The organism is uncultured Pseudoflavonifractor sp., assembly GCA_904419835.1.
Taxonomy (GTDB): Bacteria; Bacillota; Clostridia; order Oscillospirales; family Oscillospiraceae; genus Pseudoflavonifractor.
This window is the reverse complement of the sequence record CAJFTA010000009.1, coordinates 1-17702: the sequence shown is the minus strand read 5'-3', so window position 1 is coordinate 17702 and position 17702 is coordinate 1. Positions and strand designations below refer to the sequence as shown.

Here is a 17702-nt window from a genome sequence, read left to right as displayed (position 1 = left end):
CTTCTGTATTTAGGAGGTCTTGTCTTATGGATGAACCGATACGTATATTGCAGGTTGTGACCTATATGGGGCGCGGTGGGCTCGAAACCATGCTGATGAATTATTACCGCCACATGGACCGCTCTCGTGTACAGTTTGACTTCCTGACGCACAGACAGGAAAAGGCAGATTACGATGATGAAATAGAGCATCTTGGCGGGAAGATCTATCACCTGCCCCGCCTGGTTCCTTGGAGCATGGGGTACCGCCGCGCATTGAATCAGTTTTTTCAATCCCACCCGGAATACCGGATCGTCCATGTCCATCAGGACTGTTTGAGTTCGGTCATTCTCAAGGCGGCGCAGCATAATGGCGTCCCTGTAAGGATCGCCCATAGCCACAGCAGCAGTCAGGACAAAAATATCAAATACTTAATTAAGCTCTACTATAAACAGTTTATTCCACGTTATGCGACACAGCTGTTTGCCTGCGGTGAGGATGCCGGAAGATGGATGTTTGGCGGCGCAGATTTCTGTATACTGCAAAACGCCATTGACGTATCTGCCTATCAATTTCATCCCGAAAAGAGAGCGCGTGGTCGCAGCGCTCTCCGTATTCCGGAGAAAAATTTGGTGCTCGGACATGTCGGCCGCTTTTCTCCCCCCAAAAATCATCTTTTCTTGCTGGATGTTTTTTCTTCCGTTCATTCCAAAAACGCCGAAACCACCCTATTGCTTGTAGGTGATGGTGAGTTGCGTCCGCAAATCGAGCAAAAAATACAGGATTTAGGCCTTGGAGGCTCAGTCATTCTAACCGGAGTCCGCAGCGATGTTCCCGACCTTCTGCAGGCAATGGATCTGTTCGTCTTTCCATCGCTTTATGAGGGATTGCCCGTCACTTTGGTAGAAGCGCAAGCTTCTGGACTTCCATGCATGATTTCCAGTCAGATCCCCGGTGACTGTGATCTTACAGCACTAATCCACCGCATTTCCTTGAAGGATGATGTGACGGTCTGGGCAGACAAGATATTGGAAACGGAGCAAATAAGGCCAGATACAAGTGCAACAATTATAAAAGCCAGGTTTGACATTGTTCAAAACGCCGAGTGGCTGCAAAGCTATTATCTGGAGCAATGGAGCGTGAAGAAGTAATATGCCCAGATTGACCGTATTTACACCCACATACAACCGTGCGCATACCCTTCCGCGGACATATGCCTCCCTTTCCCGTCAAGATTGCAAAGACTTTGTCTGGCTGATTATAGACGACGGATCAACAGATGATACGCGGGCACTGGTCAAATCTTGGCAGACGCAGGAGCATAGCTTTGAAATCCGGTATCTTTATAAGGAAAATGGCGGCATGCACACTGCGCATAATGCCGCTTATGAAGTAATTGACACGGAATTAAACGTCTGTATTGACTCAGACGACTGCCTTGCGCCTGGAGCAGTTCGAAAGATTCTGGCCAAGTGGGATTCTGTTCAGAAGGACAAGTACGCCGGTATCATCGGCCTTGACGCCGATTTACAGGGTAATCTAATCGGGACAGGTTTTCCTGCCGGCACGATCGAAACCACGCTTTCCGGCTATTATGCCGCAGGAGGCCGCGGAGATAAAAAGCTGGTGTACCGGACAGATGTAATGCGCCAATATCCGCCCTATCCCGTTTTTGAAGGTGAAAAATATGTGGCGCTGGCATACAAATACCGCCTGATCGATCAGGATTATAAGCTGGCTGTGCTGAATGAGGTCCTCTGCAATGTGGAGTATCAGCAGGATGGCTCCAGCAATACCATGTGGCGGCAGTATTTGAATAATCCAAAGGGCTTTGCATTTTGGAGAAAGGTTTGTATGCAGTATCCGCAGTCTCCTAGAAGAGAATGGATTGATTGCATTCATTATGTTGCCGATAGTATCCTTGCAAAAAACAACAGTTTTATTTTAGAGTCTCCCCGCAAAGTCAAAACTGCATTCTGCGTTTTTCCTGGATATTTATTAAGTCGGTACATACGTATGCGCGCAAAGGAGTAGTTCGTTGAAAATACTATTTGTTATCCATGATTTATGCCACGGCGGCGCGGAAAAGGTCCTGGTCAATCTGGTCAATCACATGGATAAAAGCAGGTTTGACATCTCCATTCTGGCCCTGTTCGGCGGCGGCGTCAATGAGCAATTTCTCTCGCCGGAAGTGCGGCTGCTCCACGGGCATGCACGGATGATTCCCGGCAACAGCCATATCATGAAGCTGTTCTCCCCCAAAATGCTGTTCCGGCATTACATAAAAGAGAAATATGATGTAATCGTCTCTTACCTGGAGGGCCCCAGTGCCCGAATCGTCAGCGGGTGCCCTGATGATGGGACGAAGCTTGTGTCCTGGATCCATATTGAGCAGCACAATATGAAGAAGGCCGCCAGTTCTTTCCGCAGCCCCAGTGAAGCCATGCGCTGCTATGAGCGCTTTGATCGCACAATCTGTGTCGCTCAAAGCGTAGCGGCCGATTTTCAGTCAATTTTTTCATTAAATCCTCCGCCAGAGGTGCTCTATAACACCGTAGAAAGCGATGTCATTTTGGCAAAAGCAGCCGAACAGATAGAGCCCGAGATATTTTGCAAAGAAGAGCTTAAGTTGGTTGGCGTCGGAAAGCTGGTGCAAAGCAAGGGGTTTGACCGCCTTCTCCGCATTCACAAGCGGCTTCTTGCCGAGGAGCATCTGCCGGTCCACACTTATCTGCTCGGAGAGGGCGGCGAGAGAACGCAGCTGGAGCAGTGGATTCAGGAGAACAACTTACAGCGTTCCGTTACCCTGCTTGGATATCATACAAACCCTTATAAGTATGTAGCGGCATGTGATCTCTTTGTATGCGCCTCCCATGCCGAGGGTTTTTCCACGGCGGCCACCGAGGCGCTGATTGTTGGAACACCTGTGATCACCACTCGGGTTTCCGGCATGGAAGAGATGCTGGGCGCCAACGGCGAATACGGTATTATCACCGAAAACGACGAGGAAGCGCTGTATCAGGGTATCAGGAATATGCTGACCACGCCCGGCAAGCTGGAAGCGTACAGAGCGCGGGCCAGAGAGCGGGGCGGCGACTTTTGTACAGAGAGAACTGTTGCAGCTGTGGAAGAGATGTTGGAGAGATTGTAAAGATAAGCTGTATAAAAATCATTTCTTCCAGTGTAAAACATAGGTGTGTGGACCAATGAATAAGAAAAAGATCAGCGTAATTGTACCGGCCTATAATATCGAGCCCTATCTTGGCAGATGTCTGGACAGCCTGCTGGCACAGAGCTACCCCGAACTGGAGATCATCGTGACGGATGACGGTTCCACCGACAGCACAGGGGCGCTTCTGGACCGGTATGCCGCGGAACATCCCCAAATTATCGCCATCCATCAAAAAAACGGCGGCGTAACCTCTGCAAGGCTTGCGGCCCTGAAGCGGGCTGGGGGAGACTATATCGGCTTTGTGGACGGGGACGATCTGACAGAGCCGGGGATGTTTGAGACCCTGATTGGAGACGCGGAGCAGTACGGGGCAGAGATAGCCCACTGTGGTTACCAAATGGTGTTTCCCAACGGGCGCATTGACCGATACTACGGTACCGGGCGCATTGTGGAGCAAAATGGAGAGACCGGCGTGCTGGACCTGCTGCGGGGCGACTTTGTGGAGCCCGGTCTCTGTAATAAGCTGTACCGCCGGGAGCTCATAGAGCAGTTTCTGGCAGAAGACCGGATGGACTGGACTATCCGAATCAATGAGGACCTGCTGATGAACTTCCTGCTCTTTTCGCGGGCAAAGAAGGCTGTGTTCCGGGACGAGTGTCTCTATCACTATATGCTGCGGAAAGGCTCTGCCAGCAAGGCGGAGATCCAGCCTTATAAACTGCTTGACCCGCAGCGTGTGCTCCACAGGATCTGGACGGCGACAGAGGGCCGGGAGCAGCTTCATCAGGCCGCCTATCAGAGGTACGTGAGGGTGTTGATCGCCAACGCGGCCCAGCGGGCATGCCCGGAAGTATCACGGCAGGCCCGGGCGGAGCTGAAGCGGCTGAGCGTGCAGGAAGAGCATAAGCGCCTGCCCAGGAAAGAGCAGTATATGGCGCTGGGGGCGGCGGAGCTGCTGCCGCTGTACAGGCTGGTGCGCTGGTGCTATGACCGCGCAACCGGGAATTACCGCAAGTATGATGTGGAGTGAAGCGCATGATCAGCGTCATTGTCCCAGTTTACAAGGTTGAGCCGTATCTGGACCGGTGCGTCCGCTCCATTGTGGAGCAGACCTATACAGACCTGGAGATTATCCTGGTGGACGACGGTTCGCCGGACAACTGTCCGGCCATATGCGATGCGTGGGCAGAGAGAGACGGCAGGATTAAAGTCATCCATCAGTCAAACGCCGGCGCTGGTGCTGCTAGAAACGTCGCTCTGGATATTGCCAAGGGGGATTTGATCGCTTTTGTGGACAGCGACGACTACCTGTCGCCGGATATGTACACCCATCTGTACTCCCTCTTGGAGCAAGGGGCAGATATCGCTGAATGCGGTCATATGAACGTATATGATGACAGTGCGCCCTTTGATTGCAGCGACACCTCTGTGCATACCTACACCGCTCGGGAAGCCATGGAAGAGCATATTCGTGACCATATTTTTCGTCAGCTAATTTGGAATAAGCTTTACCGGCGAGAAATGATTGGTGATATCCGCTTCCCTGCAGGGACAAAAATAGATGACGAATTCTTTACCTATCAGGTGCTGGGAAACGCAAAAACCCTTATCCGTTCGGAGCGGATCTGTTACGCCTACCGACAGCAGCAGGTTTCGATTATGCACTCCCTGACTCCCCAGGCACGGCTGCAGGCGCTGGCAGCAAAAGAGCAGCGCCACCAGTACATTCTTTCACGCTTTCCGCTCCTCACAGCAGAGAGCCTGAAAAATCTCTGGTTTACCTGCTTATATCAGGGGCAGTTTGCAATGAGCGGCCTTGATGGTACCGAAAGGAATGCCGCCTTTCGCTATATATCCGCTGTCTTAAAAAGAAATCCGATTTCTTTCCATTCTTTTTCTATTTTTAGCCCAAAAGAGTCCATATGGCTTCTGATGGCTTGTCTCTCGTTAAAGCTGACTTGTAGAATCAGAAATCAATTAAAATTGGGTGAGTAATTATGCCTATTAGCTTTCTGCTGCGGAAGATTCTGAATAAGCTCAGGGGTAAAACACCCGCACAGGCAGAAATGGAGTATTTATGCTCTCAAGGTCTGATAATCGGATCAAACTTCCGCAATCACTCCGATGTACGCTTCAGGAATTCAAAGCCAAACATATGGGACAATTAGATAAGGTCCCGGTTTTCGACGGTCCCGTGTCCAAGTGGCACACCAGTACATCAGAGGAAAAGATTGCGATGCGTGAGATATTAAAAGATTCTTTTGGCTATATGAAATGAGGAGCATAGATGTCTAATGAGTTGGTATCCATTATAGTCCCTGTTTATAACGTCGAACGTTATCTTGATAAATGCATACAAAGCATCTCCAATCAGACTTACCGAAATTTAGAAATTATACTGGTAGATGACGGTGCTACTGATGGTTCCGGTAAGATTTGCGACCAATGGGCGCAAAGGGATCACCGTATTCAGGTCATTCATAAAGAGAATGGAGGGCTATCCGACGCCCGGAATTCCGGCATTGATATTGCTACTGGAAAATGGCTGATGTTCATCGACGGGGATGACTCCATCTCGGCGGATACAACAGCGCGGCTGTATCAGGCCGCCACAGAGCAGCGCTGCCAAATCGCGGTGTGCAATATGGTCCGGCTCTACGATGATGGCTCTACGAAACCCTTTTACCACCCGGCAGATAAGCTGACGGTACTGGCTGGTCAACAGCGTTTTGAGACTCTACAGCAGCCCTCTGTATGCAATAAGTTATTTATTGCGGAATTATTCCGAGATCTCCGCTTTCCCAAGGGGAAGTATTACGAAGATACCTTTGTATATCACATTCTTGCCCATCGGGCATCCAGTATTGCTTTGACTGGCCAAAATGGTTACTTTTACCTTTCCCGGAGAGAGAGCATTCTAGGGCAGCCCAAATATTCAGATCGTTACTTCGACTTTATTGAGGCTGTCTATGCAAGAATGACATATTTGGTTGCGCATAATGTTCCATATTATGGGGAAGAGGCTGGGCTGAGTCTGTATGCTGCAGCTGCAAACGCTGAAAAGTATATTCAGAAAACAACTCAAAACGCAGAAAAATTTCACCAAATGTACAGCTGGTACCGAGCAGCATATCAACTGCTGATGCGCGCTCCCCGCATCGGAGCAAAACAGAAGATTCGGTTAGGCTTGCTGCGGTATTTCCCACGTATTCATAGCGCACTCTTCTAACCGGGAGAATTCCGTGAAAAAGCAATTCGTCCAAATTGGAACTATTCGTCCCGCTTTGACTAGGTTAGTTGTTCTAGACCATAGCATCATTCTATATTCTGCCGGGTGGGAACGCTGTAAAACTACCCGGCAGGTTCCTTTCTTGCTCTTGTTTAAGAACGTAATTGATATCCCTCATGTGCCTTTGTTTTTCTGTCGTTCAGATTATCTTTTTGTTTTTGCCCATCAAAAGGGCAGAGAATTTTGTTGTGCAGCAGATTGAACGCAACAGCTTTGTCATCTGCCTGCCCCCACTCCCCACTAACTTAATTGCCTCCGTAAACACTTATCCGCTAATTGTGGTTTTCGATGCAGCCGTCTTAGGGTTAACAGGCTTACTCGCAAAACCAGGCTAGATGTATTGATTGGAGAATATGATGAACCTGCTTCAACGAATCGAATGGCGCCTCTACAAGGAAATTAAGCGTCTGAGATTAAAGAATAAAAATGCAACTATTATCTCTTCAAACTGCAATGGCACGTTTATCTACTATGATATGCGCCTGCGTTTTCTCTCCCCTACCATTAATCTGAGTTTCGACATGAACGACTACGTCAGATTCCTGGAGAATCTGCGCTGGTATATGGAACAACCCATTACCCCTTATCCGGATGATCGGTTTGCGTATCCCTGTGGTATGCTTGGGGACATTGAAATCCGTTTCAACCACTATAAAACTTTTGATGAGGCCATTGCCAAGTGGGAGGAACGGAAACGGCGCATTGACTGGGATAATCTTTTCATTCTCGGCATCGACGGCGATAACTGTACTTACGAAAGCCTGAGGCGTTTCGATGCGCTTCCTTATAAAAACAAAGTGATTTTTACCCACATTCCAAGGCCGGAAATCAAATCCGCGTTTTATATTCCCGGCTTTGAAAATGAGTCCGGTATGGGTGTAGCGCTGAATTTCAAGGACCAGTTCCTTGTCCGGCGCTATCTCGACGATTTTGATTATGTCTCGTTTTTGAACAGGCGGTAGAGGTGTCCTATGGCAATTCCAAAGATTATTCATTACTGCTGGGTTGGCGGAAATCCCAAACCCCAATCCGTACTTTACTGCATCGAAAGCTGGAAGCGAAACTGTCCGGATTATGAAATTCGGGAGTGGAATGAGACCAATTACGATTTTACTAAAAACAATTATATGCGCCAAGCCTATGAGGCCAAAAAATGGGGCTTTGTGCCGGACTATGCCCGATTGGATATTATTTATGAGCATGGCGGCATCTATTTGGACACCGATGTGGAGATGGTACGCAGCTTTGACTCACTTCTTGAAAATGAGTGCTTTTTCGGTTTTGAGGACACCGGCGACGGCGAATTTTTTGTAAATTGCGGTCACGGTTTCGGTGCTGTGCCGCATCATGAAGTAATCAGGCAGGCCAGGGATTTGTATGAACATCTCAGTTTTACTAATGCAGATGGCTCACTTAACCTTCTGGCCTCTCCCCACTATACTACTCAAGTTTTGCGGCAATTCGGCCTCATTCAAAAAAACTGCAACCAGTCCCTGCAGGGGATACAGATCTACAGTTCGGATGTACTTTGCCCCAAGACATTCCGCACCGGAAAACTTCACAAAACTCCCCAAACCGTGTCCATCCATCACTTTTCTGCAAGCTGGGTGGATGAAAAGATAAAATTTGAGATGGAGCATCAGCAGAAGATTCAAAATCGCTTTGGCAAAAAGCTGGGCGGTTATGTGCTTTATGCTGAAAGTGTGTTCCAGAAATACACCCCTAAGGATCTGGTGAATGCCATTCCCCGCCGCGGCGCGCAGAAGCTGAAAGCCAAGCTGATTGCACTCCACGATTCTATCCCCTATTACCAGGGATTGGCTGAGGCTAAATTGACTCGTCCTGGCACTGGGGCTCCAGTCATTCTGGACACTAGTCTGGATAGCGGCAACTGCGGCGACCGCATTATTATGGAAAGCTGCATATTGCAGCTGTCAGATTGTATGTCTCTTTCTGGACTGAGCCACGTTCCTACCCACCGTTTTCCAACTGATGCCGAGTATTCACTGCTGAATACTGCTGGCAAAAAGATTCTGTGCGGGACCAATATCCTTTCCGGCCATATGCGCACCTATAAGCTTTGGAGACTAGGTGCACAAATCGCACCCTATCAAAATACAATTCTGATGGGAGTGGGCTTTGACAGCAAGGATGTGTCTTCCGACGTCTATACAAGGCAATTATTTCGAACGATTCTCTCCAAAGACAGTATTCATTCTGTGCGGGACAGCTTTTCTGAACTGAAGTTAAAATCCATGGGCATTCACAATGTACTGAACACTGGTTGTCCTACCATGTGGAACCTGACCCCGGAACACTGTGCAAGTATCCCCACTTCCAAGGCCTCCCAAGTGGTCTGTACCGTCACCGACTATAACCGGGATGAGACAAACGACAAGGCTATGCTGGATATCCTTCTCACCAGCTACGAAAAAGTCTATCTCTGGCTTCAAGGTCAGGATGATCTTGCCTATATCCGCTCCCTGGGCTATGCGGACAAACTAGAATTGATCGATTCCACTCTGGAAGCTTATGACGCAGTGCTTTCCCAGGAGGGTCTGGACTATGTGGGAACCCGGCTTCATGCTGGAATTCGTGCATTGAGCAAAGGACACCGGAGCCTGGTCATCTCCATTGATAACCGAGCTGAAAACATTGGAAACGATACAGGTTTGCCTATCCTTCTTCGGGAGGATATTCCTTTCCAGCTGCGCCAGAAGGTATATTCTGAATTTTCTACTAATATTAAAATGCCTTTTAAGCATATCCAAGCTTGGAAAGCCCAGTTCTCCACAACTTATAAATGAGGAAAGCAACATGAACACTGTAAAAAACCTGATTCGAAAACTATACGTTTTCCTTGCCTACTATCTTAAGTTCCCTATTGTCGAGAAACTTCCACTTGGAGAAGCAAAGAGCACTTTGAATTGGCCGAGTGCTCCTCCTAAGTTCAATCAAGAAACTATTTACCAACCAAAATTTGATTTAATGATTATTGTCCCTGTATATAATTCAGCTCATTTTATTGACGATTGCATTCAGTCGCTTTTGGACCAAAAGACGAAGTACTCTTATCACATTATCTTTGTTGACGACGGGTCTACCGATCAATCGTCGGAAATCTTAGACAGCTACAGTCATTTGGACAAGGTAACTGTTTTCCACCAATCAAACAGCGGAATAGCTGGTGCAAGAAATCGCGGGTTACAGCACATAATAGGACGATATGTTATGTTTGTGGACTCTGATGATTTGCTTGCAGACAATGCTGTTGAAGTACTAATGAATACAGCAGTTCAAGAAAGTGCCGACATTATTCAGGGGGCATACAAAGAGTTTTCAAATGACAAAGACGTAGATATTTATACACATTTGAAAGACGATACCCCCGTCGCTGTCAACGGTTTCCCGTGGGGAAAAATTATATCTTCAGAAAAGATGCTCAATTTGTGCTTCCCAACAGGTTATGTATATGAAGATACTATTATCTCCACTTTATTAATTCCCAACTGTTCGACAATATGCACTATCTCGGATATAATTTATTTTTATAGGCAAAGCCCTGAAAGTATTACCAAAAAGCTGTATACCCGAAAAGAAAGTATAGATACACTCTTTTTGACCTACTATTGTTTTAACGAAGCCTCAAAGAGGGGGTACGCCTTTTCCTTGGACGACTTGTTAAAACAATTTAGGCTTAACTGGATACGAACACAAAATATGCCAAAAAACACAAGAAAGGCAATTTTTGTCATCGAGTCAAATCTGCTTAGCAGGTTTTTCCCCAAAAAAGGAGCTACTCAAGATAAAAGTTTAACAGAAATTGAGAAGTTGTTCCGGTTACGCCGTTTTGAAGCATTTGAATGGTTAATGAATCATTGGTGGATTTTTTATTCATAGGAGCTTTGTAATCCAGATTATTTTTTAGGAGTTGTTATGAAGGAGCGCTCACGCACCGAATACTCAATAATAAATATTTTTGTAGGCATCGGTGGATATATTTTTAATACTATTCTTGGTTTTGTATGCCGGATGGTGTTTGTCCAGTGCCTATCTGCGGACTATTTAGGTGTCAACGGTCTGTTTACCAACATCCTGACTATGCTCTCTCTTGCAGAGTTGGGGGTTGGTGGGGCAATCGTTTTTGCCTTATATAAGCCTCTGGCTTCAAATGATCAGGAGAAGATCGCCTCTCTCATGAAGGTATATGCCAAAGCATACCGTATCATCGGTGCGGTAATCTTCGTAGTTGGTCTTATTCTGATGCCTTTTATTAGCCTCATTATTCAGGAACAGCCAAATATCTCCGAAAGCATCTATCTGCTGTATGTGATCAATCTGTTTAATACAGCAAGTTCCTATTTCTTCAGCTACAGAAGCTCTCTGCTGATCGCCGCCCAGCGCAACTACATCGTCAGCGGCGTTAACTATGCTGTTACTATCCTTCAGAGCATCCTCCAGATGATTTTTCTATTGCTGTTCCGGAACTATTTAGGATATCTTCTAATCCAGACCATCGGCACCCTTGTGTATAACGTAATTGTTTCCAAGGTGGCTGTTAAACAATTTCCTTATATTCAAAGCAAGGACGTCAAACCGCTGCCCAAAGAGGAACAGCGCGCCCTGTTTTCCAATATACGGGACCTGATGATCTACAAGGTATCCGGCTTGATGGTAAACAGTACCGACAATATCCTTATTACCTTTTTTAATGGCTTAGCCACTACCGGCATCGCCTCCAATTACACGCTTCTGATAAACACCCTTAATTCCCTCCTCGGGCAGGTATTTAATGGGTTAACTGCCAGCATCGGCAACCATAATGCCAGCGAGTCTGTAGAGAAGCGCTACGAATTATTTAGCTTTTTAAATTTCGCTAATTTTTGGCTATTTGGTTGGGGCGCATTGGGAATTTTCTTCTGTTCCAGCGATCTGGTCCGGCTCTGCTTTGGCGAGGAGTATGTACTTTCTCTTGATATTCCCTTTGTGATGGCATTAAATTTTTTCAGTGTAGGCATAATGAATGCCGTCTGGACTTATAAACATACATTGGGCTTATTTCACCATGGCCGGTTCATTCAGTTTTTTACCGGCATCTTAAATGTAGTGTTTTCTGTAATTTTAGGAACATATCTTGGACTTTTTGGCATTTTATTTGCCACCTTTATCGCCCGAGCAATGACTAGCCTATGGTATGACCCTTACGTCGTATTCAGATATGGCTTTGACCGCCCCGTCAGAGAATATGTAAAAAAAATCGTCAGGTATATTTTTGTCCTAATAATTGCAGCCCTTATTTGTTGGGTTTTTTTTCAATTTTTAACGGAGATGTCTCTGATTATTCGCACTCTTCTAAAGCTTATTCTTTGCAGTGCCATTGCAAATATTGTCTTCTTTTTATCATTTCATCATACACCTGAATTTTCCAAATTCATGGAATTTTTAAATCGCATAATTTACAAAGTTATCCATCGCTGAGCTGTCCCCCACCTCCAGCACCACAGCGGCGCTGGTGCCGGGAGACGCGCTGGCGGCCTGCGCCTCAGCGCGGTACCAGTGCGCGCCGGAAGAGGTCCTCTATATCGGCGATGACTGCAATGACCTCACCTGTATGGAGGTCTGCGGAATCAGCGCCTGCCCCTCAGACGCCACCCCGCCGTGCGCAGGCAGGCCGACTATGTCTGTGCCGCCAGAGGCGGCGAGGGCGCTGTGCGGGAAGTGCTGGATCTGCTTTTTGATGCAAAAAAGGCCGCCTCCTCCCCCGCCGCAACATGACATCACCCTGGGGGAACGAGGACACCCAGGAGCTCATCGATATCCTGGCCCGGTACAACGTCAAGGCCACCTTCTTTGTGGTAGGGGACTGGGTGGACAAATACCCCGAGTCGGTCAAGGCGCTCCATGACGCAGGTCACGAGGTGATGAACCACTCCAACACCCACGCCCACATGTCAAAGCTCTCCCGGGAGGAGATCATTGCCGATGTCGAGGCGTGCAGCGACAAAATTGAGGCGGTCACCGGGGTGCGCCCCACCCTGATCCGCCCGCCTTACGGCGAGTATAACGACACTGTCATCAGCGCTATCCGCTCCATCGGCATGGAGCCCATCCAGTGGGATGTGGACAGCCTGGACTGGAAGGATCTGCCCGCCTCGGAGATTGTCCAGCGGGTCACCGGCAAGGTTCAGCCGGGATCCATCGTGCTCTTCCACAATGCCGCCCTCCACACCCCCGAGGCTCTGCCCACCATTCTGGAGACCCTGCTCCAGGAGGGCTACGCCTTTGTGCCCATCTCCCAGCTCATCCTCCCCGGCACCTGCGGCACAGACTACACCATCGACCATACCGGCAGGCAGTGTCCCGCCTGAGTCCTGTTTAGGGGCCCGGCCGGAGGCGCGCCCCGGCGGGAAAATGTGCTCCGGCCCCTCCCCCTTTGAGCAGGGGGAGGGGCCGGACACCAGGCAAATGAATTTTCCGTTGGGTGGGGCAGGGCCGCTCCCCCTATTCTTGAAATCTTATCATCTGCGGCAGAAAGCTCTCCCGGCAGACATCACAGTGCGCCGCCCGTCAGCGTGAAGGAGCGGAAGTCCAGCCTTCCCTTCCCCGTAAACTTGAAGTACAGCGGCCGGGTTCCGTCCGGAATGGCGCAGGGGGCGCCCAGCTCCTCCCAGTCTCCCCCGCTGAGTTTTATCTCAATCCGGGCCGCCGGGGCCTCGAAATCCGGCGTATCGGACACCAGAAGCGCTCCGTTGGCGCTGCCCCGAACCTGAACGGACAGGGATTTCAGAGACGCAAAGGCGAAATACTTGAAGCCGGCCACCGCCCCGTCCCGCATGTTGGCAATGTACTGGCTGTCCCGCTCCTCGCCGTCTTTCCCCTCCTGGGTGAAGTAGGGGTGGGCGGCAAGCCGGAGCCGGGGGAACCGGATGTCGTACCGGGCCGTCCCTTTCCCGCTCCACAGGCTGCAGGCGATCCGGGCCGGGTATTGGCCGCTGCCCTTCAGCGGCCCGCCGTTGAGGCCGCAGGAGGTGACCTCTGCCTGACAGAAGCCCCCGTCCGCCCGCCGCTCCAGAGGCTCGGCGCAGGCCTGGCGGGAGTAGGAGTGCCGGTTGGTCTGGCGGTGGTAGAACACGTACCACTGTCCGCCGATGTCCACAATCCCGCCGTGGGTGTTGCCCAGGTAGTTCACCGCCCTGCGCTCATCCTCCCTGCCGTCCAGGAACAGATCGCCGATGTCCACCAGAGTTCCGCCGAAGGCGAAAGGTCCCCTGGGACTGGACCCCATGGCGTAGCAGAGCTCATGGTTGTGCTCCGAAGAATAGACAAAGCAGTACTGTCCGTCCACCTTGCGGATGGAGCTGGCCTCAAAGAAGGCGTGGCCCGCAAAGGCGCCCGGCTTGCCCCTGGTGGGGAAGAGCAGGTCGGGTCCCGCCTTGATGGTCACCATGTCCGGCTCCAGCTCCAGGACCACGCCCCCCGGGTTGGTCAGGCTGTGGAATCCGGAGGCCACGGCGGGCACCTTGGCGGCAAAGCCGGAGTAGAGCCAGACCCGGCCGTCATCATCGGTCAGTACGCCCGGGTCAAAGGGAAGGGGCTCCCCCGATCTGGTGCCCCAGATGTGGCCGTCCTGAAACTTCACGTGGCCGTGGAACTGGTACTGTCCTGCCGGAGTGTCGCACACCGCCACCGCCATGACCCCCAGAAAGTCAAAGGCGTAGTAGAGATAATAGCGCCCGTCCGGCCCGCGGGTCACGTCGGGCGCGTACAGGCACCGCCGGCCGCCCCTGTTCATTGGGTCCTGGTCCTTGCGGTAGATGACGCCCTCATACCGCCAGTCCTTCAGATTGCTCACAGGCGCGGACCAGCAGACGTAGTCGTTCATGCAGAAGAGAGGACCGCCGAACCGGTCGTGGGAGCCATATACATACACCCGGTCGCCAAACACGTGGGGTTCCCCGTCCGGGACGTATTCCCAGCCGGGCAGATAGGGATTAAACGCCTGCTCCATGCCTGTTTTCCGCCTCCCGGCAAGTTCTTTTATCGAGCCTCTGTTACAAATTATAATTTTAAGTTTCAGCCATATTGTACGCCGCGCCGCCGCAAGCCGTCAATGGCCTTGTAAAAGCTAAAATATTTTTTCATTTTTATTAAATTCTCCGCTTTTTCCATGTTTTTTGAGCAAAAGCCGCCATATACAGCAAAAGCAGCAGCCGGAACCAGGTGCTCCGGCTGCTGCTTTTTGCTTTGTATCCGCCCGTCATGCTCCGGCGGGCTCGCGGTGTCGGTTTTTGCCCGTCAAGCCGGTGTTCATCATTCAAGAGAGAGGATTCCCGCGCAGTGGGAGACCTGCTGGAATTCCATCTCAGGAAAAGACCGTTTCAGCTCCTCATATACGAAATAGATCTCGTCCTCATCCCATTGATTGCCCGCCTGCACCCTGCACTGCTCCAATTGGGCGCGGGTACGAAAGGCCACATCCCCGATATAGATGGCGCCGCCCTTGCGCAGCAGGGGCAGGAGACTGTGTAAAAACGCGGCCTTCCGGTCATCCGTCAGGTGGTGCAGCGAGTAGGTGGCGACGATTGCGTCGTATTGGTTCTGCCTCAAGGCTTCCGCCAGCCCCTGGGAGAAATCACCCTGGTACAGCCGCGCTTCCGGCATTTTCTCCTGCGCCAGCGCAAGCATTCTGGACGAAAAATCCTGCCCAAAGATCGTGTAGCCCCGAGCATAGAGCTTTGCCGTAAGAACGGCTGTGCCAAACCCGATATCCAATACAGTTCTTCCCGGACGCGACAGAACCCGGCTGTAAATTCCGCTTAGAACATTTTTGTATCCGGCAAAGGGATAGGTGTCGCTTTCGTCGGAACGTCCGACGCTCCGGTCATAACCATCCGCCCATAAATCAAAACCTTCCTGGTTCAGCATATCATTCCTCCTTATCTGCAGCTTTTGATTGTACCACCAGGCTTTGTTTGCGTAAAGCCCGTCCCGCATTGTTTCCTGCGGGACGGGTCTTTTCGCTTTTGCTTGAGCCCCTTTTTCACGGCCTCCTGTGCGCCGTCCAGGCAGAATTGCGCTCTGATTGCAAAACGGCTCATACGCTTCCTCCCTGTGCTGCGGCCTGCCCTGGATCAAAAATAGCCGTCCCGGCGTGGGACGGCTATTTAGCGTGTCGAAAAATTTCAGTCGAACAGCACCCGCCTGAGCTGGGGCGGGGGAGCGCGAGGGGGCAGCCGCCCGCCTCGCGTGGAATCGAATGCCCCGCAATGCCTTGCCGCGCAAGGCTTGCGGAGAGCGGAGCGAGGACTTTTGCGCCGCTGTGCGGCGTGAAAGTAACGGCATTTTGAAAGGCTGTCGAAAAAGTCCAGGGACTTTTTCGACAGCCTGAATAGCCGTCCCGGCGTGGGACGGCTATTTTCGGCTCTGCACTGTTATTTCACAATCTTGCCCTTGAACATCACAGTTCGGATGGACAGGTCCCTGTTGAGCAGCACCACGTTGGCCCACTTGCCGTTCTCCAGGCTGCCGCACCGGCTGTAAATGCCGATGGACTGGGCCGGGTTCACCGCCGCCGCCCGCACCGCGTCGGCCAGGGGGATGCCGAAGGACACCGCCGTGCGCATGCAGTCCATCAGGTCGGTCACCGAGCCGGCCAGGGTGCCGTCGGCCAGGGTGGCGTACTTGCCCTTCTTCACCACCGGCTGGCCCCCCAGGGAGTAGCCCCCGTCGGCCATGCCCGCCGCCCGCATGGTGTCGCTCACCAGCACCACACGGTCCGCGCCGAACAGCTTGAACACCGCCCGCACCACCGACGGGTGGATATGGATGCCGTCGCAGATCAGCTCCACCCAGCAGTCCGGCGTGTCAAAGGCCGCGCCCACCACGCCGGGAGCCCGGTGGGTGAAGGGCGGCATGGCGTTGAACAGATGGGTCACGTGGCTGGCCCCCGCCCCAAAGGCGGCCATGGCGGTGTCGTAGTCGGCGGTGGTGTGGGCGATGGACACCCGCACCTCATTGGAGGCCTCCCGGATAAAGTCCATGGCGCCCTCCACCTCCGGCGCCACCGACACCAGCTTCACCAGCCCGCCGGATACCTCCTCCAGCTTCCGCAGCAGCTCCATGTTGGGCTTCTGGAGCCAGTCCCCGTTCTGGGCCCCCTTCTTGGCCATGGACAGGAAGGGGCCCTCCAGGTTGATGCCGCACAGGCTGGCCCCAGGCTTCTCCGCCCTCCGGTGCTCTGCCGCCACGGCGCACATCTTCTCCAGCGCCTCGGGCAGCAGCGTCATGCCCGCCGGGCAGATCTGGGTCACGCCCCGGCTCAGCTCATACTCGGCAATGGCCGCCAGACCCTCCGCGTCCCCGTCGGAGAAGTCGTGGCCCACCGCGCCGTGGAAATGGATGTCCGTCAGTCCCGGGATGGCATAGCACCCCTCCGCGTCCAGCACCTCGCCGCCGCAGTCCCGGTCGGTCAGCATGCCGCCGTCCACATACAGGTCCCGGCTGACAAACGTGCCCCGGGCCTCAAATACCTGCGCGCCTGTAATCTTCATCGTGTATTCCTCCTTGCGCCGTCAGGCGCCTGTGTACTTACAGCCTGGACAGGGCCGCCTTGTCCGCCACCAGAGTCACGTCGGGGTGGAGCTGCAGGATGGAGGCGGGCAGATGGGGATTCACGGGCCCCTTCACCATGCCGTACACCGCGTCCGCCTTGTCCGCGCCGCTGGCCACCATCACAATCTTCCGGGCGCCCATGATGACCCCGATGCCCATCGTCAGGGCCTGGCGGGGCACCTCGTCCCGGGAGGCGAAGAACCGGGCGTTGGCCTCAATGGTGCTCTCGGTCAGGTCCACCACGTGGGTGGGCACCACGAACTCGTCGCAGGGCTCGTTGAACCCGATGTGGCCGTTGCGCCCCACCCCCAGCAGCTGCAGGTCCGCGCAGCCCAGGCTGCGGACAAAGGCGTCGTACCGCGCGCACTCGGCCTCGGCGTCCTCGGCCAGGCCGTTGGGCACGTGGGTGCACTCGGGCCGCACGTCGATGTGGTCAAACAGATTGTGCTGCATGAAGTACCGGTAGCTCTGGTCGTGGGCGCCCGACAGCCCCTTGTACTCGTCCAGATTCACCGTGGTCACCCCGGCAAAGGACAGCTTGCCCGCCTTGTACCGCTCCACCAGCCGCTGGTAGGTGCCCACCGGGGAGGACCCCGTGGCCAGGCCCAGCACGCACTCCGGCTTTACAATCACCTGCGCCGCGATGATGCG

The 17702-nt window shown here is 52.1% G+C and carries 15 protein-coding genes; 11 read left to right on the top strand and 4 right to left on the bottom strand.

Features of this window, described 5'->3' with window-relative positions; all coding sequences use genetic code 11:
* The first annotated feature begins 26 nt into the window (after positions 1-26).
* The 11 genes from QZY67_RS02715 (at position 27) to QZY67_RS02665 (ending at position 12808) form a co-directional block, all read left to right on the top strand.
* Positions 27-1130, top strand: a complete 1104-nt coding sequence (locus tag QZY67_RS02715) for a glycosyltransferase family 1 protein (RefSeq protein ID WP_295368421.1) — start codon at positions 27-29, stop codon at positions 1128-1130.
* A gap of 1 nt (position 1131) precedes the next feature.
* Positions 1132-2013: a glycosyltransferase family A protein gene (locus QZY67_RS02710; RefSeq protein WP_295368420.1), complete on the top strand. Its 882-nt coding sequence runs from the start codon at positions 1132-1134 to the stop codon at positions 2011-2013.
* A 4-nt stretch (positions 2014-2017) separates the two neighbouring features.
* A complete protein-coding gene (locus QZY67_RS02705) occupies positions 2018-3130 on the top strand; it encodes a glycosyltransferase (protein WP_295368419.1) in 1113 nt (370 codons plus the stop codon).
* A gap of 55 nt (positions 3131-3185) precedes the next feature.
* Positions 3186-4181, top strand: coding sequence for a glycosyltransferase (locus QZY67_RS02700; RefSeq protein ID WP_295368418.1), 996 nt, complete (start codon positions 3186-3188; stop codon positions 4179-4181).
* Positions 4182-4186: 5 nt separating this feature from the next.
* Positions 4187-5146 (top strand): glycosyltransferase, encoded by a 960-nt coding sequence (locus tag QZY67_RS02695; protein ID WP_295368417.1) that lies wholly within the window; start codon positions 4187-4189, stop codon positions 5144-5146.
* 292 nt (positions 5147-5438) lie between these two features.
* A complete protein-coding gene (locus QZY67_RS02690; protein WP_295368416.1) occupies positions 5439-6380 on the top strand; it encodes a glycosyltransferase in 942 nt (313 codons plus the stop codon).
* Between the two features lie 416 nt (positions 6381-6796).
* Entirely contained in the window at positions 6797-7402 is a 606-nt protein-coding gene (locus tag QZY67_RS02685) for a DUF1919 domain-containing protein (RefSeq protein ID WP_295368415.1), read from the top strand.
* Positions 7403-7411: 9 nt separating this feature from the next.
* Positions 7412-9247: a polysaccharide pyruvyl transferase family protein gene (locus tag QZY67_RS02680; protein ID WP_295368414.1), complete on the top strand. Its 1836-nt coding sequence runs from the start codon at positions 7412-7414 to the stop codon at positions 9245-9247.
* Positions 9248-9257: 10 nt separating this feature from the next.
* Complete coding sequence (locus QZY67_RS02675) at positions 9258-10340, top strand: glycosyltransferase (RefSeq protein ID WP_295368413.1); 1083 nt, start codon at positions 9258-9260, stop codon at positions 10338-10340.
* 36 nt (positions 10341-10376) lie between these two features.
* Positions 10377-11918, top strand: a complete 1542-nt coding sequence (locus QZY67_RS02670) for a hypothetical protein (protein WP_295368412.1) — start codon at positions 10377-10379, stop codon at positions 11916-11918.
* Between the two features lie 293 nt (positions 11919-12211).
* Positions 12212-12808 (top strand): polysaccharide deacetylase family protein, encoded by a 597-nt coding sequence (locus QZY67_RS02665; RefSeq protein ID WP_295368411.1) that lies wholly within the window; start codon positions 12212-12214, stop codon positions 12806-12808.
* 182 nt (positions 12809-12990) lie between these two features.
* Here the strand turns inward: QZY67_RS02665 and QZY67_RS02660 are convergent, their stop codons facing one another.
* The 4 genes from QZY67_RS02660 to nagB all read right to left on the bottom strand — a co-directional run bounded on the left by QZY67_RS02660 (position 12991) and on the right by nagB (position 17699).
* Positions 12991-14448: a family 43 glycosylhydrolase gene (locus tag QZY67_RS02660; protein WP_295368410.1), complete on the bottom strand. Its 1458-nt coding sequence runs from the start codon at positions 14446-14448 to the stop codon at positions 12991-12993.
* Positions 14449-14750: 302 nt separating this feature from the next.
* Complete coding sequence (locus QZY67_RS02655; protein WP_295368409.1) at positions 14751-15365, bottom strand: class I SAM-dependent methyltransferase; 615 nt, start codon at positions 15363-15365, stop codon at positions 14751-14753.
* 506 nt (positions 15366-15871) lie between these two features.
* A complete protein-coding gene (gene nagA / locus QZY67_RS02650; protein WP_295368408.1) occupies positions 15872-16990 on the bottom strand; it encodes an N-acetylglucosamine-6-phosphate deacetylase in 1119 nt (372 codons plus the stop codon).
* A gap of 37 nt (positions 16991-17027) precedes the next feature.
* Positions 17028-17699: a glucosamine-6-phosphate deaminase gene (nagB, locus tag QZY67_RS02645; RefSeq protein WP_295368444.1), complete on the bottom strand. Its 672-nt coding sequence runs from the start codon at positions 17697-17699 to the stop codon at positions 17028-17030.
* Positions 17700-17702 lie beyond the last annotated feature (3 nt).